At 65.4% G+C, this 15,118-nt stretch carries 25 protein-coding genes; 24 read left to right on the forward strand and 1 reads right to left on the reverse strand.

Features of this window, described 5'->3' with window-relative positions; genetic code table 11:
* The 24 genes from rplV (at position 1) to rplQ (ending at position 13,404) form a co-directional block, all read left to right on the forward strand.
* Complete coding sequence (rplV, locus tag BEP68_RS13855; RefSeq protein WP_187250331.1) at positions 1-399, forward strand: 50S ribosomal protein L22; 399 nt, start codon at positions 1-3, stop codon at positions 397-399.
* A complete protein-coding gene (rpsC, locus tag BEP68_RS13860) occupies positions 399-1,154 on the forward strand; it encodes a 30S ribosomal protein S3 (protein ID WP_042538759.1) in 756 nt (251 codons plus the stop codon). The genes rplV and rpsC overlap by 1 nt, the downstream gene beginning before the upstream one ends.
* A complete protein-coding gene (gene rplP / locus BEP68_RS13865; RefSeq protein WP_053097481.1) occupies positions 1,154-1,573 on the forward strand; it encodes a 50S ribosomal protein L16 in 420 nt (139 codons plus the stop codon). The genes rpsC and rplP overlap by 1 nt, the downstream gene beginning before the upstream one ends.
* Positions 1,573-1,890, forward strand: a complete 318-nt coding sequence (rpmC, locus tag BEP68_RS13870; protein WP_017829202.1) for a 50S ribosomal protein L29 — start codon at positions 1,573-1,575, stop codon at positions 1,888-1,890. The genes rplP and rpmC overlap by 1 nt, the downstream gene beginning before the upstream one ends.
* Positions 1,890-2,207 (forward strand): 30S ribosomal protein S17, encoded by a 318-nt coding sequence (gene rpsQ / locus BEP68_RS13875; protein WP_053097480.1) that lies wholly within the window; start codon positions 1,890-1,892, stop codon positions 2,205-2,207. Before rpmC ends, rpsQ begins: the two co-directional genes overlap by 1 nt.
* Positions 2,204-2,572 (forward strand): 50S ribosomal protein L14, encoded by a 369-nt coding sequence (rplN, locus tag BEP68_RS13880; RefSeq protein WP_053097479.1) that lies wholly within the window; start codon positions 2,204-2,206, stop codon positions 2,570-2,572. The genes rpsQ and rplN overlap by 4 nt, the downstream gene beginning before the upstream one ends.
* A gap of 3 nt (positions 2,573-2,575) precedes the next feature.
* Entirely contained in the window at positions 2,576-2,935 is a 360-nt protein-coding gene (gene rplX / locus BEP68_RS13885) for a 50S ribosomal protein L24 (RefSeq protein ID WP_045253837.1), read from the forward strand.
* Positions 2,935-3,525 carry a 50S ribosomal protein L5 gene (rplE, locus tag BEP68_RS13890; protein ID WP_053097478.1) on the forward strand — a complete coding sequence of 197 codons (591 nt, stop codon included), beginning with the start codon at positions 2,935-2,937 and terminating at the stop codon, positions 3,523-3,525. The genes rplX and rplE overlap by 1 nt, the downstream gene beginning before the upstream one ends.
* Before the next feature lie 120 nt (positions 3,526-3,645).
* Positions 3,646-4,044 (forward strand): 30S ribosomal protein S8, encoded by a 399-nt coding sequence (gene rpsH / locus BEP68_RS13895; protein WP_045253835.1) that lies wholly within the window; start codon positions 3,646-3,648, stop codon positions 4,042-4,044.
* 6 nt (positions 4,045-4,050) lie between these two features.
* Positions 4,051-4,587, forward strand: a complete 537-nt coding sequence (gene rplF / locus BEP68_RS13900) for a 50S ribosomal protein L6 (RefSeq protein ID WP_053097477.1) — start codon at positions 4,051-4,053, stop codon at positions 4,585-4,587.
* Between the two features lie 2 nt (positions 4,588-4,589).
* Positions 4,590-4,949, forward strand: coding sequence for a 50S ribosomal protein L18 (gene rplR / locus BEP68_RS13905; RefSeq protein ID WP_053097476.1), 360 nt, complete (start codon positions 4,590-4,592; stop codon positions 4,947-4,949).
* Positions 4,946-5,641, forward strand: a complete 696-nt coding sequence (gene rpsE / locus BEP68_RS13910; protein WP_072591671.1) for a 30S ribosomal protein S5 — start codon at positions 4,946-4,948, stop codon at positions 5,639-5,641. The genes rplR and rpsE overlap by 4 nt, the downstream gene beginning before the upstream one ends.
* On the forward strand, positions 5,641-5,826 hold the full coding sequence (rpmD, locus tag BEP68_RS13915) for a 50S ribosomal protein L30 (RefSeq protein WP_042538783.1): 186 nt from the start codon (positions 5,641-5,643) through the stop codon (positions 5,824-5,826). The genes rpsE and rpmD overlap by 1 nt, the downstream gene beginning before the upstream one ends.
* Positions 5,826-6,452 (forward strand): 50S ribosomal protein L15, encoded by a 627-nt coding sequence (gene rplO, locus BEP68_RS13920; protein ID WP_072591670.1) that lies wholly within the window; start codon positions 5,826-5,828, stop codon positions 6,450-6,452. Before rpmD ends, rplO begins: the two co-directional genes overlap by 1 nt.
* Before the next feature lie 101 nt (positions 6,453-6,553).
* Positions 6,554-7,876, forward strand: coding sequence for a preprotein translocase subunit SecY (gene secY, locus BEP68_RS13925; protein ID WP_053097474.1), 1,323 nt, complete (start codon positions 6,554-6,556; stop codon positions 7,874-7,876).
* Positions 7,873-8,469 (forward strand): adenylate kinase, encoded by a 597-nt coding sequence (locus tag BEP68_RS13930; RefSeq protein ID WP_053097473.1) that lies wholly within the window; start codon positions 7,873-7,875, stop codon positions 8,467-8,469. The genes secY and BEP68_RS13930 overlap by 4 nt, the downstream gene beginning before the upstream one ends.
* Before the next feature lie 10 nt (positions 8,470-8,479).
* The gene (gene map / locus BEP68_RS13935) at positions 8,480-9,328 is read left to right on the forward strand and encodes a type I methionyl aminopeptidase (protein ID WP_072591669.1); all 849 of its coding nucleotides are present in this window, start codon (positions 8,480-8,482) and stop codon (positions 9,326-9,328) included.
* A 156-nt stretch (positions 9,329-9,484) separates the two neighbouring features.
* On the forward strand, positions 9,485-10,144 hold the full coding sequence (locus tag BEP68_RS13940; protein ID WP_053097471.1) for a DsbA family protein: 660 nt from the start codon (positions 9,485-9,487) through the stop codon (positions 10,142-10,144).
* A gap of 181 nt (positions 10,145-10,325) precedes the next feature.
* The gene (gene infA / locus BEP68_RS13945; protein ID WP_017201569.1) at positions 10,326-10,547 is read left to right on the forward strand and encodes a translation initiation factor IF-1; all 222 of its coding nucleotides are present in this window, start codon (positions 10,326-10,328) and stop codon (positions 10,545-10,547) included.
* Between the two features lie 64 nt (positions 10,548-10,611).
* The gene (gene rpmJ / locus BEP68_RS13950) at positions 10,612-10,728 is read left to right on the forward strand and encodes a 50S ribosomal protein L36 (protein ID WP_033106073.1); all 117 of its coding nucleotides are present in this window, start codon (positions 10,612-10,614) and stop codon (positions 10,726-10,728) included.
* A 155-nt stretch (positions 10,729-10,883) separates the two neighbouring features.
* A complete protein-coding gene (gene rpsM, locus BEP68_RS13955) occupies positions 10,884-11,258 on the forward strand; it encodes a 30S ribosomal protein S13 (protein ID WP_047524098.1) in 375 nt (124 codons plus the stop codon).
* A 31-nt stretch (positions 11,259-11,289) separates the two neighbouring features.
* Positions 11,290-11,688, forward strand: a complete 399-nt coding sequence (gene rpsK, locus BEP68_RS13960) for a 30S ribosomal protein S11 (RefSeq protein ID WP_045253826.1) — start codon at positions 11,290-11,292, stop codon at positions 11,686-11,688.
* A gap of 135 nt (positions 11,689-11,823) precedes the next feature.
* Positions 11,824-12,813, forward strand: a complete 990-nt coding sequence (locus BEP68_RS13965) for a DNA-directed RNA polymerase subunit alpha (RefSeq protein WP_042538798.1) — start codon at positions 11,824-11,826, stop codon at positions 12,811-12,813.
* A 33-nt stretch (positions 12,814-12,846) separates the two neighbouring features.
* The gene (gene rplQ / locus BEP68_RS13970; protein ID WP_053097470.1) at positions 12,847-13,404 is read left to right on the forward strand and encodes a 50S ribosomal protein L17; all 558 of its coding nucleotides are present in this window, start codon (positions 12,847-12,849) and stop codon (positions 13,402-13,404) included.
* A gap of 74 nt (positions 13,405-13,478) precedes the next feature.
* On the opposite strand, the gene BEP68_RS13975 is transcribed toward rplQ, so the two are convergent.
* Positions 13,479-15,050: an AMP-binding protein gene (locus BEP68_RS13975; protein ID WP_187250332.1), complete on the reverse strand. Its 1,572-nt coding sequence runs from the start codon at positions 15,048-15,050 to the stop codon at positions 13,479-13,481.
* Between the last annotated feature and the right edge of the window lie 68 nt (positions 15,051-15,118).

Below are 15,118 nucleotides of genomic sequence, written 5' to 3' on the forward strand. Positions count from 1 at the left end.
ATGGTGGAGTCCATCGCACGCGTGCGACACATCCGCGTGACCCCTCAGAAGGCTCGTCGTGTCGTCGCGCTCATCAAGGGCAAGCAGGCCCAGGAGGCTCTGGCGATCCTGAAGTTCGCACAGCAGAGCGCCAGTGAGCCGATCTACAAGCTTGTCGCGTCGGCCATGGCCAACGCACAGGTCAAGGCGGATCGTGACGGCGAGTACCTCGACGAGCAGGACCTGTACGTGGCTAACGCCTACGTAGACGAGGGGACGACGCTCAAGCGTTTCCAGCCTCGTGCACAGGGTCGCGCTTTCCAGATCAAGAAGCGCACGAGCCACATCACGGTCGTGCTCTCGACGCCTGAGGCGGCTCCGGCCGTTGCAAGCGACAGCAACAAGAAGGCGAGCAAGTAATGGGACAGAAAGTAAACCCGTACGGCTTCCGCCTCGGCATCACCACGGACCACGTGTCGCGTTGGTTCTCGGACTCGACGAAGCCGGGTCAGCGTTACGCCGACTACGTCGCCGAGGACATCAAGATCCGCAACCTGCTGAAGACGCAGCTCGACCGCGCCGGTGTCTCGAACATCGAGATCGAGCGCACCCGTGACCGCGTCCGCGTCGACATCCACACCGCCCGTCCGGGCATCGTGATCGGTCGTCGTGGCGCCGAGGCCGAGCGCATCCGCGGCGACCTCGAGAAGCTCTCGGGCAAGCAGATCCAGCTGAACATCCTCGAGGTCAAGAACCCCGAGGCTGACGCTCAGCTCGTCGCACAGGGCATCGCCGAGCAGCTGTCTGCTCGCGTGGCGTTCCGTCGTGCGATGCGCAAGGGTCTCCAGGGCGCGCAGCGCGCTGGCGCCAAGGGCATCCGCATCCAGGTCTCCGGCCGCCTCGGCGGCGCCGAGATGAGCCGCTCGGAGTTCTACCGCGAGGGTCGTGTGCCGCTGCACACGCTGCGCGCGAACATCGACTACGGCTTCTACGAGGCGAAGACCACCTTCGGCCGCATCGGCGTGAAGGTCTGGATCTACAAGGGTGACCTGACCAACAAGGAGCTTGCTCGCGAGCAGGCCAACGCCCCGAAGTCCCGTCGTGACGACCGTGGTGGCGACCGCCGCCGCGCGCCGCGCAACGAGGCCCCTGTCGCAGAAGGAGCGTCTGCCTGATGCTTATTCCCCGCAAGGTCAAGTACCGCAAGCAGCATCACCCCAAGCGTGATGGCCAGGCCACCGGTGGCACGAAGGTCTCCTTCGGCGACTTCGGCATCCAGGCCCTCACCCCCGCTTACGTGACCAACCGTCAGATCGAGTCCGCTCGTATCGCGATGACGCGTCACATCAAGCGTGGTGGAAAGGTGTGGATCAACATCTACCCCGACCGCCCCCTCACCAAGAAGCCTGCCGAGACCCGCATGGGTTCCGGTAAGGGTTCCCCCGAGTGGTGGGTCGCCAACGTCAAGCCGGGTCGCGTCCTCTTCGAGGTCGCAGGCGTCAATGAGGAGCTCGCTCGCGAGGCCCTCACCCGAGCAATCCACAAGCTGCCGCTGAAGGCACGCATCATCAAGCGCGAGGAGGGCGACGCGTAATGGCGATCGGCACCAAGGAGCTCGCTCCGGCAGAGCTCGACACGTTCGAAGACCAGCGCCTCGTTGAGGAGCTGCGTAAGGCCAAGGAGGAGCTGTTCAACCTCCGTTTCCAGTCGGCCACCGGCCAGCTGGAGAGCCACGGCCGCATCCGCGCCGTCAAGCGCGACATCGCGCGCCTGTACACCGTGATCCGCGAACGCGAGCTGGGCATCCGTGCGACGCCCGCTCCGGTCGAGGCTCCGGCCAAGAAGGCGACCAAGTCGAAGGCGAAGAAGGCGGACTCCGCTGACGACGCCGTGAAGGAAGAGGCTGAGTGATGGCCACCAAGAAGGAAGCTGCCGTCGAGGCTGAGCACGCAGAGCACGATGTTCGCGATGCGGATGCCCGTGGGTACCGCAAGTCGCGTCGTGGCTACGTCATCAGCGACAAGATGGACAAGACCATCGTGGTCGAGGTCGAGGACCGCGTGAAGCACCCGCTTTACGGCAAGGTCATCCGCCGCACCTCGAAGGTCAAGGCGCACGATGAGGCGAACTCCGCCGGCATCGGCGACCTCGTCCTGATCAACGAGACCCGCCCGCTCAGCGCCACGAAGCGCTGGCGTCTGGTGGAGATTCTGGAGAAGGCCAAGTGATCCAGCAGGAATCCCGCCTCAAGGTCGCCGACAACACCGGCGCGAAGGAACTGCTCACCATCCGTGTGCTCGGCGGCTCGCGCCGTCGTTACGCCGGACTCGGTGACACGATCGTCGCGACCGTCAAGGACGCGATCCCGGGCGGCAACGTCAAGAAGGGCGATGTGGTCAAGGCCGTCATCGTCCGCACGGTCAAGTCCACGCGTCGTCCCGACGGCTCGTACATCAAGTTCGACGAGAACGCCGCCGTGATCCTGAAGAACGACGGGGAGCCCCGCGGCACCCGTATCTTCGGACCGGTCGGTCGCGAGCTTCGTGACAAGAAGTTCATGAAGATCGTCTCGCTGGCGCCGGAGGTTATTTAAGTCATGGCGAAGATCAAGAAGGGTGACCTGGTTCAGGTCATCACCGGAGCCACGCAGGAGCGTGGCGGCGACCGCGGCAAGCAGGGCAAGGTCCTCGAGATCCTGTCCGACAAGAACCGCGTCATCGTCGAAGGCGTGAACTACGTCACCAAGCACACGCGCGTCGGACAGACGCAGCGTGGCACCAAGACGGGCGGCCTCGAGACTGTCGAGGCCTCCATCCACATCTCGAACGTCGCACTCGTCGACCCCTCGACCAAGAAGCCGACCAAGGTCGGCCACCGGGTCGAAGAGCAGACCAAGGACGGCGTCAAGCGCACCGTCCGTGTGCGGTACGCGAAGAAGTCAGGTAAGGACCTCTGATGGCAACCACCGACGCTGCGGTGGCTGGCAAGATCCAGCCCCGCCTGAAGGCGAAGTACAAGGCCGAGATCCAGCAGAAGCTGCAGGATGAGTTCGGCTACACCAACGTGATGCAGATCCCCGGTCTGGTCAAGGTCGTCGTGAACACCGGTGTCGGTGAAGCGGCCCGCGACAGCAAGGTGATCGACGGCGCGATCGACGATCTCACCAAGATCACCGGTCAGAAGCCGCTCGTCACGAAGGCTCGCAAGTCGATCGCGCAGTTCAAGCTGCGCGAGGGCCAGGCCATCGGCGCACACGTCACCCTCCGCGGTGACCGTGCGTGGGAGTTCCTGGACCGTCTCGTCTCGCTCGCTCTGCCCCGTATCCGCGACTTCCGCGGCCTCTCGGGCAAGCAGTTCGACGGAAACGGCAACTACACCTTCGGTCTCCAGGAGCAGAGCGTGTTCCACGAGATCGATCAGGACAAGATCGACCGGGTTCGCGGTTTCGACATCACCGTCGTCACCACCGCGAAGACGGACGACGAAGGTCGCGCGCTTCTTCGTCACCTCGGCTTCCCCTTCCGTACGGAAGACGCCCAGGCGTAAGCGGTTTCGGGCGGGGCGCACAGCGCCCCGCCCGATCCCGTACAATTGAAGATTGCGTGTCATCGCAGGCCGTCTGTCGTGTAACGGCAGCCGGAACCTCATGAACAAAGGAAAACAACAATGACAATGACAGACCCGGTCGCAGATCTGCTGACCCGTCTGCGCAACGCGAACTCGGCGCATCACGACTCCGTGACCCTGCCGTCGAGCAAGCTCAAGACGCACATCGCCGAGATCCTCCAGCAGGAGGGCTACATCGCTGGATGGGAGACGACTGACGCTCGCGTCGGATCGAACCTCACCCTGCAGCTGAAGTACGGCCCCAACCGTGAGCGTTCGATCGCGGGCATCAAGCGCGTGTCGAAGCCCGGCCTCCGCGTCTACGCGAAGTCCACCGAGCTGCCCAGGGTCCTCGGCGGACTCGGCGTGGCCATCCTGTCCACCTCCTCCGGTCTCCTCACTGACCGTCAGGCAGAGCAGAAGGGCGTGGGCGGAGAAGTTCTCGCCTACGTGTGGTAATCGAAAATGTCGCGTATTGGACGACTTCCCATCGACGTTCCCGCGGGCGTGACCATCTCGGTCGACGGCCGTGAGGTCGCGGTGAAGGGCCCCAAGGGTGAGCTCACCCTGACGGTCGCCAAGCCCATCGAGGTCGCGGTCGAGGAGAACCAGGTTCTCGTGACCCGTCCCGACGACGAGCGTGAGTCCCGGTCGCTTCACGGCCTGACCCGCACGCTCATCAACAACAACATCATCGGCGTGACCCAGGGCTACACCAAGGGTCTCGAGGTCGTCGGAACCGGTTACCGTGTCGCTCAGAAGGGCAGCTCGGTCGAGTTCGCCCTCGGCTTCTCGCACCCGGTCCTCATCGACCCGCCCGCCGGTATCACGCTCACGGTCGAGGGCACCAACAAGCTCACCGTCAGTGGTATCGACAAGCAGGCTGTCGGCGAGGCAGCTGCGAACATCCGCAAGATCCGCAAGCCCGAGCCGTACAAGGGCAAGGGCGTGCGTTACGCCGGCGAGGTCGTGCGTCGCAAGGCCGGAAAGAGTGGTAAGTAACCATGGCTCTCAAGTCAAAGTCTGACGCCCGCGCGCGTCGTCATGCCCGCCTTCGCAAGAAGGTCGTCGGCACCGAGGCGCGTCCGCGTCTCGTCGTCAACCGCTCGGCTCGCCACGTCTTCGTGCAGCTTGTCGACGACAGCAAGGGTCACACCGTCGCGTCGGCATCGACGCTCGAGACCGACCTGCGTTCGCTCGAGGGTGACAAGACCGCCAAGGCCCGCAAGGTCGGCGAGCTTCTCGCCGAGCGTGCGAAGTCTGCCGGCGTTTCCGAGGCAGTGTTCGACCGTGGCGGAAACCGCTACGCCGGTCGTGTCGCCGCCATCGCCGACGGCGCCCGCGAAGGGGGTCTGGCACTGTGAGTGACAACAAGGAGAACGAAGTGACCGAAGCGGCAGCTGCCACTTCCGAGACTGCCACCGGCACCACGCAGGCTGAGCCGTCTCAGCGCGACAACCGCCGTGGCGGCCGTAGCGACCGCAACCAGGGTGGCCGTGACCGCAACTCCCGCGACCGTGGGGACAACCAGTTCCTCGAGCGCGTGGTCACCATCAACCGCGTCTCGAAGGTCGTGAAGGGTGGTCGTCGCTTCAGCTTCACCGCTCTCGTGGTCGTCGGCGACGGCAACGGTCTGGTGGGCGTCGGCTACGGCAAGGCCCGCGAGGTCCCTCTGGCGATCTCGAAGGGTGTCGAAGAGGCCAAGCGCAACTTCTTCCGCGTTCCGCGCGTCGGCAGCACCATCCCGCACCCCGTGCAGGGTGAGGCCGCAGCAGGCGTCGTCCTGCTCCGTCCGGCCGCTGCCGGTACCGGTGTCATCGCCGGTGGTCCGGTTCGCGCCGTGCTCGAGTGCGCCGGCATCCACGACGTGCTGTCGAAGTCGCTCGGCTCGTCGAACACGATCAACATCGTGCACGCGACGGTGACGGCCCTGAAGATGCTCGAGGAGCCCCGTGCGGTCGCCGCACGTCGTGGCCTCGAGTTCGACCAGGTCGCACCCGCGCGTCTCGTCCGTGCGGAGGCTGACGCCATCGCCGCACAGAAGGTAGGTGCCTGATGGCTGCGCGCCTGAAGGTCACGCAGGTCAAGTCCAAGGTGAGCGAGAAGCAGAACCAGCGTGACACGCTGCGCAGCCTCGGTCTGAAGCGAATCGGTGACAGCACCGTTCGCCCCGACGACGCGCAGACGCGCGGTTACGTCAAGACCGTCGCCCACCTCGTCAAGGTTGAGGAGATCGACTAATGGCTGAGAAGAACGAAGCCGCAGGCGCCGAGAAGGCCCCGAAGAAGGCTGCCGCTCCCAAGGCCGCAGCCGAGAAGAAGCCCGCCGCCAAGAAGGCACCGGCGAAGGCGACCGAGGCCAAGGCCGACGCCGTCAAGAAGCCGGCTGCCAAGAAGGCTGCGCCGAAGAAGGATGCTCCGGCATCCCGCCCCGGCGTGCTGAAGGTGCACCACCTGCGTCCGGTCCCCGGATCCAACACCGCGAAGACCCGTGTCGGTCGCGGTGAGGGCTCCAAGGGTAAGACCGCGGGTCGCGGTACCAAGGGCACGAAGGCTCGCAACACCGTTCGCGTCGGCTTCGAGGGTGGGCAGATGCCTCTGCACATGCGCACCCCGAAGCTGCGCGGGTTCAAGAACCCGTTCCGCGTCGAGTACCAGGTCGTGAACCTGGAGAAGCTCGCGGAGCTGTACCCCACAGGTGGCGACGTCACCATCAGCGACCTGGTCGCCAAGGGTGCCGTTCGCAAGAACGAGAAGGTCAAGGTTCTCGGAGACGGCGACATCGCCGTGAAGCTCACCGTCGCGGTCGACAAGGTCTCGGGTTCCGCCGAGCAGAAGATCGTGGCGGCTGGCGGATCCGTCAAGTAACCACTTCATGAGAGGGGTCGGAGATTCTCCGGCCCCTCTTATGGGTTAGCCTGTTCTTTCAGCCGTCCTTCAGGGATCGGCAACCTTTCAGGAGGACGTCCTTGTTTAGCGCCATCGCGCGGATCTTCCGCACGCCCGACCTGCGTCGGAAGATCGGTTTCACCCTCGCCATCGTCGCCATCTACCGGCTTGGCTCGAATGTGCCTGCTCCGTTCGTGAACTTCCCGAACGTCGAGGAGTGCCTCGCGCTGAACTCCGGGACGGAGGGACTCCTCGGACTCGTCAACCTGTTCTCGGGTGGCGCGCTCCTCCAGCTCTCGATCTTCGCCCTCGGCGTGATGCCGTACATCACTGCGACGATCATCACCCAGCTCCTTCGCGTGGTCATCCCTCACTTCGAGGCTCTGCACAAAGAGGGCCAGGCCGGCCAGGCCCGTCTGACCCAGTACACGCGCTACCTCACCATCGCTCTCGCACTGCTGCAGTCGACGACGCTGGTCACGGTGGCCCGCAGCGGTCAGCTCTTCGGCACCACCGACATCGCCGCGTGCCAGAACCTCCTCACCAACGACGTGTGGTGGGCGCAGCTGCTCATCATCATGGCGATGACCGCCGGCACGGGCCTCATCATGTGGTTCGCAGAGCTCGTCACCGAGCGCGGTATCGGCAACGGCATGTCGCTGCTCATCTTCACCTCGATCGCCGCCACGTTCCCCGGAGCCATGTGGCTCATCTGGGAGAGCAAGGGCTTCGAGGTCTTCCTCCTGGTGCTCCTGGTGGGAATCATCGTCATGGGCCTCGTCGTCTTCGTCGAGCAGTCCCAGCGCCGCATCCCGGTGCAGTACGCCAAGCGCATGGTCGGTCGCCGCACCTACGGCGGCACCAACACGTACATTCCGATCAAGGTCAACATGGCCGGTGTGATCCCCGTGATCTTCGCCTCGTCGCTGCTGTACATCCCGGCGCTCATCGCACAGTTCAACACCCCGCAGGACGGCTCCGAGCCGGCAGCGTGGGTCACCTGGATCAGCGCGAACTTCACGACCGGCAACAGCCCGATCTACATGGCCGTGTACTTCCTGCTGATCATCGGCTTCACGTACTTCTACGTCGCGATCACCTTCAACCCGGTCGAGGTCGCCGACAACATGAAGAAGTACGGCGGGTTCATCCCCGGCATCCGTGCCGGTCGTCCGACTGCCGAGTACCTCGACTACGTGCTCACGCGCATCACGCTGCCCGGGTCGATCTACCTCGGCCTCATCGCGCTGATCCCGCTCATCGCTCTCGCCACCGTCGGCGCCAACCAGAACTTCCCGTTCGGCGGCGCCTCGATCCTCATCATCGTGGGTGTCGGTCTCGAGACGGTCAAGCAGATCGACGCACAGCTGCAGCAGCGACACTACGAAGGGCTCCTCCGATGACTCGATCAGCTCGTCTCCTCATCGTCGGTCCGCAGGGCTCGGGGAAGGGCACGCAGGGCGTCCGCATCGCAGAGTCCTACGGCATCCCGGTCGTCTCGACGGGCGACATCTTCCGCGCGAACATCAAGGAGGGCACGCCGCTCGGCCAGCAGGTCACGGCGATCCTCGACAAGGGCGATCTCGTTCCCGACGAGCTCACCAGCGAGATCGTTCGCGATCGCCTCTCGCAGGACGATGCAGCGAAGGGCTTCCTGCTCGACGGATACCCCCGCAATGCCGCGCAGGTCGAGCACCTCGACGCGTTCCTCGGTGCCCGGGGGGAGTCCCTCGACGCCGTCATCCTGCTCGACGTCCCGCGCGAAGAGAGCATCGAGCGTCTCAAGCTCCGTGCAGCGGAGCAGGGTCGCTCGGATGACACGGATGAGGCGATCGCACACCGTCTCGACATCTACGAGCACGAGACGGCCCCGATCCTCGAGGTCTACGGCCCCCGTGGGATCGTCGACCGCATCGACGGCGTGGGCTCGCTCGACGAGATCACCGAGCGCGTGTTCGCGGCGCTGACCGCACGCGGTCTGCGCCTCGCGGCCTGATCACCGAACGATGTTCCGCAAGTCGATCTACAAGAGCGCGGCTCAGCTGCGCGCGATGGTGGAGCCCGGTCTCATCACGGCGGCTGCGCTCGACGCCGTGCGGCCGCTGATACGACCCGGTGTCACGACTCTCGAGCTCGACGCCGAAGCGAACCGTGTGATCCTCGCCCGTGGCGCGGAATCGAACTTCCAGCTCGTTCGCGGATACCGGCACACCACCTGCATCTCGGTGAACGAAGAGGTCGTCCACGGCATCCCGGGTGAGAGGGTCCTTCAGGCAGGCGACATCGTCTCGATCGACTGCGGCGCGCAGTTCCAGGGCTGGAACGGCGACAGCGCCATCACCGTCGTCGTCCCTGATGAGACGCGCCCCGAGCTGGTCGCCCGGCGCGAGGAGCTCTCGCGGGTCACGGAGGGCTCGATGTGGGCGGGGATCGCCGCCATGGCGTCCGCTTCGCACCTCGGTGACATCGGAGCCGCGATCCAGGGTTACATCGAGGCACAGGGCCCGTCAGCCGTCTCCGGCGAGACGTACGGCATCCTGCGCGAGTACGTCGGCCACGGCATCGGACGCAAGATGCACGAGGCGCCCAGCGTCTTCAACTACCGCACGCCCGACCCGGGCGCCGAGGTCAAGCCCGGTCTCGTGCTGGCGATCGAGCCCATGGTCACTGCCGGCAGCGACGAGACCTTCGTCGAGGACGACGACTGGACCGTCTCGACGGTCGACGGCACCGACGGCTCGCACTGGGAGCACAGCGTCGCACTGCACGCGGATGGGATCTGGGTGCTGACCGCGGCAGACGGGGGAGCGGCCGGTCTCGCCCCGTTCGGCGTGACGCCGACCCCGATCGCCTGAAGCCGGCGCTGTCGGTCACGGCGCGATCGGCGATCCAGCGCTCGATCACAACGTGCGCATAGGTTTCTCCAGGCACAATGGGTGTATGGGTGCGCGTGCGCCCGAGGACTTCAAGCCGGGTCCGCCATCGGCGGACCGCGACAGAAACGGAAAGCAATGGCAGCCGCGAAGAGCAACACCAACTGGTTCGTGATCGGCGTCTCGGCGGCAGTGGTGGTCGTGCTGGCCGTTCTGGCCTTCGTCGTCGTGTTCCTGAACAACCAGGCGACCTCCCCGGGCACGGCCCCGCAGAGCTCGATCGTGAACGAGGAGACCGGCGCCATCTCGTTCGGGTCGGGCGAGGACGAGATCGACACCTACGTCGACTTCATGTGCCCCGTCTGCGGGCAGTTCGAGGACGTCTACGGCGAGCAGCTGCAGGCGGCAGCCGCCGACGACAAGATCACGCTGAACATCCACCCGGTGTCGATCCTCAACCGCTACTCGACGACGGGGGAGTACTCCTCGTTGTCCGCCGGCTCGATGTACTGCGTCGCCGCCGAGGCTCCCGATTCGACTCTCGACTACTTCAACCTGCTCTTCGCGAACCAGCCGGAGGAGAACTCGGCCGGTCTCAGCGTCGAGGAGCTGAGCGCGCTCGCCGAGCAGGCCGGAGCAGGCGCCGCGGCTGACTGCATCGCCGACGGCACCTACAACAAGTTCGCCGACTCGCAGACGAAGGCGCACGAGATCACCGGAACCCCGACCGTCGAGGTCAACGGGAACCGCATCGAGAACAGCGAGATCGAGGCGGAGTTCGCCAAGATCCTCGGCTGATCCCGTCTGGTCCGATCAACGGGAGTTCCGGCATTCTGCTCAGGTTGCCGGAACTCCCGTTGTCGGATAACATAGATCCTTGGTGCCTTGCGCCTTGATTCGGCGTGTCTGAATCGGCAGAGGTATCGCAATCCAATCACCCACCGCAGATCGACCGGTCTGCAGAAGCGTCAGCGAGGCTATGGCTAAGAAAGACGGTGTCATCGAGATCGAGGGCGTGATCTCCGAGGCTCTGCCCAACGCGATGTTCCGCGTTGAGCTCTCCAACGGACACAAGGTCCTTGCAACGATCTCAGGCAAGATGCGGCAGAACTACATCCGCATCATCCCCGAAGACCGTGTGGTCGTGGAGCTCAGCCCCTACGACCTGACCCGCGGACGAATCGTCTACCGCTACCGCTGATCGGTCGAGAAGTAACACCCCAGGCACTCAGCCTGCCCGGTGAAGACAGCGAATAGGACACATCATGAAGGTCAACCCCAGCGTCAAGCCCATGTGCGATCACTGCAAGGTGATCCGCCGTCACGGCCGCGTCATGGTCATCTGCAAGAGCAACCCGCGCCACAAGCAGCGCCAGGGCTGAGCGCCCGTCGGCGATGCCGACGGACTCTTCGGATCTGACTCACAACTCAATACACACAACGGCAGGATCAGATCCCACGCGAGTGGGGGACACCTCGGGGCGGAGGCCCGAGCACCGATCCTGCTCCACACCTCCACAACACTCAGGAGAACCGCATGGCACGTCTTGCCGGCGTTGACATCCCGCGCGATAAGCGCGTGGTGATCGCCCTTACCTACATCTACGGCGTCGGCCGTACCCGCTCGGTCGAGATCCTCAAGGCTACGGAGATCGACGAGAGCATCCGCGTGAAGGACCTCAGCGATGACCAGCTGATCGCCCTCCGCGACTACATCGAAGGCAACTACAAGGTGGAGGGTGACCTGCGCCGCGAGGTCGCCGCAGACATCCGCCGCAAGGTCGAGATCGGCTCCTACGAGGGCATCCGCCACCGTCGTGGCCTCCCGGTCCGTGGTCAGCGCACCAAGACCAACGCCCGTACCCGCAAGGGCCCGAAGCGCACCGTCGCAGGCAAGAAGAAGGCCCGCTAAGCGCGGCCCGAGGGACTAGGAGAACACTTTCATGGCTGCACCCAAGGCCGCCGCGCGCAAGCCGCGCCGCAAGGAAAAGAAGAACATCGCGCTGGGCCACGCCCACATCAAGTCGACGTTCAACAACACGATCGTCTCGATCACCGACCCGTCCGGCGCTGTCATCAGCTGGGCATCGTCGGGTGGCGTGGGCTTCAAGGGCTCGCGCAAGTCGACGCCCTACGCCGCTGGAATGGCTGCCGAGTCGGCCGCCCGCCAGGCGCAGGAGCACGGCGTCAAGAAGGTCGACGTCTTCGTCAAGGGACCGGGCTCGGGTCGCGAGACCGCGATCCGCTCGCTGACGGCCGCCGGCCTCGAGGTCGGCTCGATCCAGGACGTCACGCCGCAGGCGCACAACGGCTGCCGCCCGCCGAAGCGCCGCCGCGTCTGATCCGGCTTGTTGAGCCGCTCGGTCCTTCGGGTCCGAGCGGCTCGACGCCCGCCAGCGCGGGCATCGACTCCCAAAACTCAAGACCTCACCCCACCACATGTCATATAGCGGGCATGTGATCGAAAGGAACACAGAGTGCTTATTGCACAGCGTCCCACACTGACCGAGGAAAAGATCGTCGAGAACCGTAGCCGGTTCATCATCGAGCCTCTGGAGCCCGGCTTCGGATACACGATCGGCAACGCGCTTCGTCGCAGCCTGCTGTCGTCGATCCCCGGCGCCGCGGTCACCAGCGTTCGCATCGACGGCGTGCTGCACGAGTTCAGCACCATCCCCGGCGTGAAGGAGGATGTCACCGAGATCATCCTCAACATCAAGCAGCTCGTGGTCTCGTCGGAGCGCGACGAGCCCATCACCGCTTATCTGCGCAAGACCGGTTCGGGCGAAGTGACCGCCGCTGACATCTCGGCTCCGGCCGGTGTCGAGGTCCAGAACCCCGAGCTCGTCATCGCGACGCTCAACGAGACGGCGAAGTTCGAGCTCGAGCTCACGATCGAGCGTGGCCGCGGCTACGTCTCGGCGACGCAGAACCGCAACGAGTACGCCGAGGCCGGTCAGATCCCGATCGACTCGATCTACTCGCCGGTGCTCAAGGTCAGCTACCGCGTCGACGCCACCCGTGCGGGTGAGCGCACCGACTTCGACAAGCTCGTCCTCGACGTCGAGACCAAGTCCGCCATCAGCCCCCGCGACGCCGTCGCTTCGGCTGCGAAGACGCTCACCGAGCTGTTCGGTCTCGCCCGCGAGCTGAACGTCGAGGCTGAGGGCATCGAGATCGGCCCGGCACCGGTGGAGGCAGTGAACTCCAGCGAGCTGTCGATGCCGATCGAGGACCTCGACCTCTCCGTCCGCTCGTACAACTGCCTGAAGCGTGAGGGCATCAACACTGTTTCCGAGCTCGTCGCCCTGTCGGAGACGCAGCTCATGAACATCCGCAATTTCGGCCAGAAGTCGGTCGACGAGGTGCGCGACAAGCTCATCTCGCTCGGTCTGTCGCTCAAGGATTCGGTGCCCGGTTTCGACGGCGCCCACTTCTACGGCGGCAGCGAAGACGAGTCCTTCTGATACCCGACCTTTCTGACCAGGAGTTAGACGATTATGCCCAAGCCCACTAAGGGTCCCCGCCTCGGAGGCGGCCCCGCACACGAGCGCCTGCTGCTTGCCAACCTCGCGGCGGCTCTGTACACCCACAAGTCGATCAAGACGACCGAGACCAAGGCCAAGCGCCTGCGTCCGCTCGCCGAGCGCCTGATCACCTTCGCCAAGCGCGGAGACCTGCACGCTCGTCGTCGCGTTCTCTCGGTCATCGGCGACAAGAGCGTCGTGCACACGCTCTTCGCCGAGATCGCACCGCTGGTCGCAGACCGTGAGGGTGGCTACACCCGCATCACGAAGGTCGGCAACCGCAAGGGTGACAACGCCCCCATGGCAGTGATCGAGCTCGTTCTCGAGCCCGTCACCCCCAAGGCGAAGTCCACCAAGAAGGCTGCCAAGGCTGAGAAGCCGGCCGAGGTCGTCGAGGAGGCTCCCGCTGAGGAGGCTCCCGTCGAGGAGGCTCCGGCAGACGAGACCGTCGAGGCCGGCGCCGAGTCGCAGGCCGAGGGCGAAGCAGCCGAGGCTGCCGCCGAGGACGCTGTCGAGAAGAAGTCCGAGTAAGCACCTCGCTCACTCGAAGAAGCCCGCCGCCCCGTGAGGGACGGCGGGCTTCTTCGTGTATCCGGCGCCTGGACTCAGCGTGCGCGCAGATCCTTGCGCAGGATCTTGCCGGATGCCGACTTGGGAATGGCGTCGATGAACTCGACCTGCCTCACCTTCTCATGAGGCGCGACATGGGCGGCGACGTGCGCCATCACCGCATCCGCGTCGAGGTCTGCTCCCTGCTGCGCGACCACGAACGCCTTGGGTACCTCCTGTCCATCCGCGTCGGGCACGCCGATCACGGCCGCATCGGCGATGGCCGGATGCTCGAGCAGGACCGCCTCGAGCACGGCCGGCGCGACCTGGTAGCCCTTGTACTTGATGAGCTCCTTGAGACGGTCGACGATCCGGAAGATGCCGTCGTGCGTCACCGTCGCCACGTCGCCGGTGTGAAGCCAGCCGTCGCTGTCGAGCATCTCGGCCGTCGCATCCGGCCGGTTGAGGTATCCGGCCATCACCTGGGGACCGCGGATCAGGAGCTCGCCCGGTTCGCTGGCGCCCTCGGCCGGCGCAGTGACATCGGAGCCGTCCTCCGCGACGAGACGCGCCTCCGTGTTCGCGAGCAGCATCCCCACGGACGAGCGGTCGATGTCAGGGCGGTCGTACGGGATCGCGTGCGTGACCGGGCTCGTCTCCGTCATTCCGTAGCCCTGACAGACCGTGCACCCCAGCCGATCGGCCACTGCGGATGCGAGAGCGCCGTCGAGCGGAGCAGCCCCCGAGAAGATGACCTTGATCGCGGAGGTGTCGTACTGATCGATGAGCGGATGCTTCGCGAGCGCGACGGCGATCGGCGGCGCGATGAAGACCCAGCTCGTCCGGTGCTCCTGCACGACCCGGAGGAACTCCGTCAGGTCGAACTTCGGCATCGTGACAAGAGCCGCGCGCTGGCGCAGCGCGAAGTTCAGCAGCACCGTCATCCCGTAGATGTGGAAGAACGGCAGGACGGCGAGTACTCGGTCGTCGTCACCGAGAGAGATCGTCGAGCGGCACTGGCTGACGTTCGCGATCAGGTTGCGGTGGGTCAGCATGACGCCCTTGGGCCGGCCGGTCGTTCCCGAGGAGTAGGGGAGTACGGCGAGATGCGTCGCCGGGTCGAAGCTCACCTCGGGAGCGGGGCGACCCTCGCCGAGCAGGGCAGGCAGCGACGGATGCCCCTCGGCGCCGTCGAGGACGATCACGTGGTCGTCGGCGAGTCCGACGGCGTCCGCGGCGGCCTTCGCGCCCGGCAGCAGCGGCGAGACGGTGATCAGCCACGTCGCCTCGGCGTCGGTCAGCTGGTTCGCGATCTCCTCGGCCGTGTACAGGGAGTTGATCGTGGTCGCCGTCGCTCCTGCCCGCAGGATGCCGTGGAAGACCGTCGCGAAGGCCGGGATGTTGGGACAGAGAACCCCGACCTTCGTCCCGACGTCCACCCCTCGCGCTGCGAGCGCGCCCGCGAAGAGGTCGATCTGGGCGATCAGCTGACGGTAGGTCGTGGTGGCGCCGCTGACTCCGTCGACGAGGGCGACTGCGTCGAGACGGTCTTCCTCGACGTCTCCGAAGAGGAACTGGTGGATCGAGACCGCGGGGATCTCGACATCGGGATAGGAACTGCGCACCATGAGATCTCCTTCGATCCGGGTCATCGACGACGCCGTCTGATGCGATCCAGTGTCGCACAGGAGGAGAC

Origin of the sequence: Microbacterium sp. 4-7, assembly GCF_014332665.1 — a bacterium.
Lineage (GTDB): Bacteria > Actinomycetota > Actinomycetes > Actinomycetales > Microbacteriaceae > Microbacterium.

Coding starts and splice junctions, on each gene's coding strand:
- rpsH (WP_045253835.1), top strand. CDS start 3,646: ATGACAATGACAGACCCGGTCGCAGATCTGCTGACCCGTCTGCGCAAC.
- rplO (WP_072591670.1), top strand. CDS start 5,826: ATGGCTGAGAAGAACGAAGCCGCAGGCGCCGAGAAGGCCCCGAAGAAG.
- rpmJ (WP_033106073.1), top strand. CDS start 10,612: ATGAAGGTCAACCCCAGCGTCAAGCCCATGTGCGATCACTGCAAGGTG.
- BEP68_RS13940 (WP_053097471.1), top strand. CDS start 9,485: ATGGCAGCCGCGAAGAGCAACACCAACTGGTTCGTGATCGGCGTCTCG.
- BEP68_RS13930 (WP_053097473.1), top strand. CDS start 7,873: ATGACTCGATCAGCTCGTCTCCTCATCGTCGGTCCGCAGGGCTCGGGG.
- rplP (WP_053097481.1), top strand. CDS start 1,154: ATGCTTATTCCCCGCAAGGTCAAGTACCGCAAGCAGCATCACCCCAAG.
- rplE (WP_053097478.1), top strand. CDS start 2,935: ATGGCAACCACCGACGCTGCGGTGGCTGGCAAGATCCAGCCCCGCCTG.
- BEP68_RS13975 (WP_187250332.1), bottom strand. CDS start 15,050: ATGGTGCGCAGTTCCTATCCCGATGTCGAGATCCCCGCGGTCTCGATC.
- rpsK (WP_045253826.1), top strand. CDS start 11,290: ATGGCTGCACCCAAGGCCGCCGCGCGCAAGCCGCGCCGCAAGGAAAAG.
- rplV (WP_187250331.1), top strand. CDS start 1: ATGGTGGAGTCCATCGCACGCGTGCGACACATCCGCGTGACCCCTCAG.
- infA (WP_017201569.1), top strand. CDS start 10,326: ATGGCTAAGAAAGACGGTGTCATCGAGATCGAGGGCGTGATCTCCGAG.
- rplX (WP_045253837.1), top strand. CDS start 2,576: ATGGCGAAGATCAAGAAGGGTGACCTGGTTCAGGTCATCACCGGAGCC.
- map (WP_072591669.1), top strand. CDS start 8,480: ATGTTCCGCAAGTCGATCTACAAGAGCGCGGCTCAGCTGCGCGCGATG.
- rplR (WP_053097476.1), top strand. CDS start 4,590: ATGGCTCTCAAGTCAAAGTCTGACGCCCGCGCGCGTCGTCATGCCCGC.
- rpmD (WP_042538783.1), top strand. CDS start 5,641: ATGGCTGCGCGCCTGAAGGTCACGCAGGTCAAGTCCAAGGTGAGCGAG.
- rpsQ (WP_053097480.1), top strand. CDS start 1,890: ATGGCCACCAAGAAGGAAGCTGCCGTCGAGGCTGAGCACGCAGAGCAC.
- rplQ (WP_053097470.1), top strand. CDS start 12,847: ATGCCCAAGCCCACTAAGGGTCCCCGCCTCGGAGGCGGCCCCGCACAC.
- rplF (WP_053097477.1), top strand. CDS start 4,051: ATGTCGCGTATTGGACGACTTCCCATCGACGTTCCCGCGGGCGTGACC.
- rpmC (WP_017829202.1), top strand. CDS start 1,573: ATGGCGATCGGCACCAAGGAGCTCGCTCCGGCAGAGCTCGACACGTTC.
- rpsC (WP_042538759.1), top strand. CDS start 399: ATGGGACAGAAAGTAAACCCGTACGGCTTCCGCCTCGGCATCACCACG.
- rpsM (WP_047524098.1), top strand. CDS start 10,884: ATGGCACGTCTTGCCGGCGTTGACATCCCGCGCGATAAGCGCGTGGTG.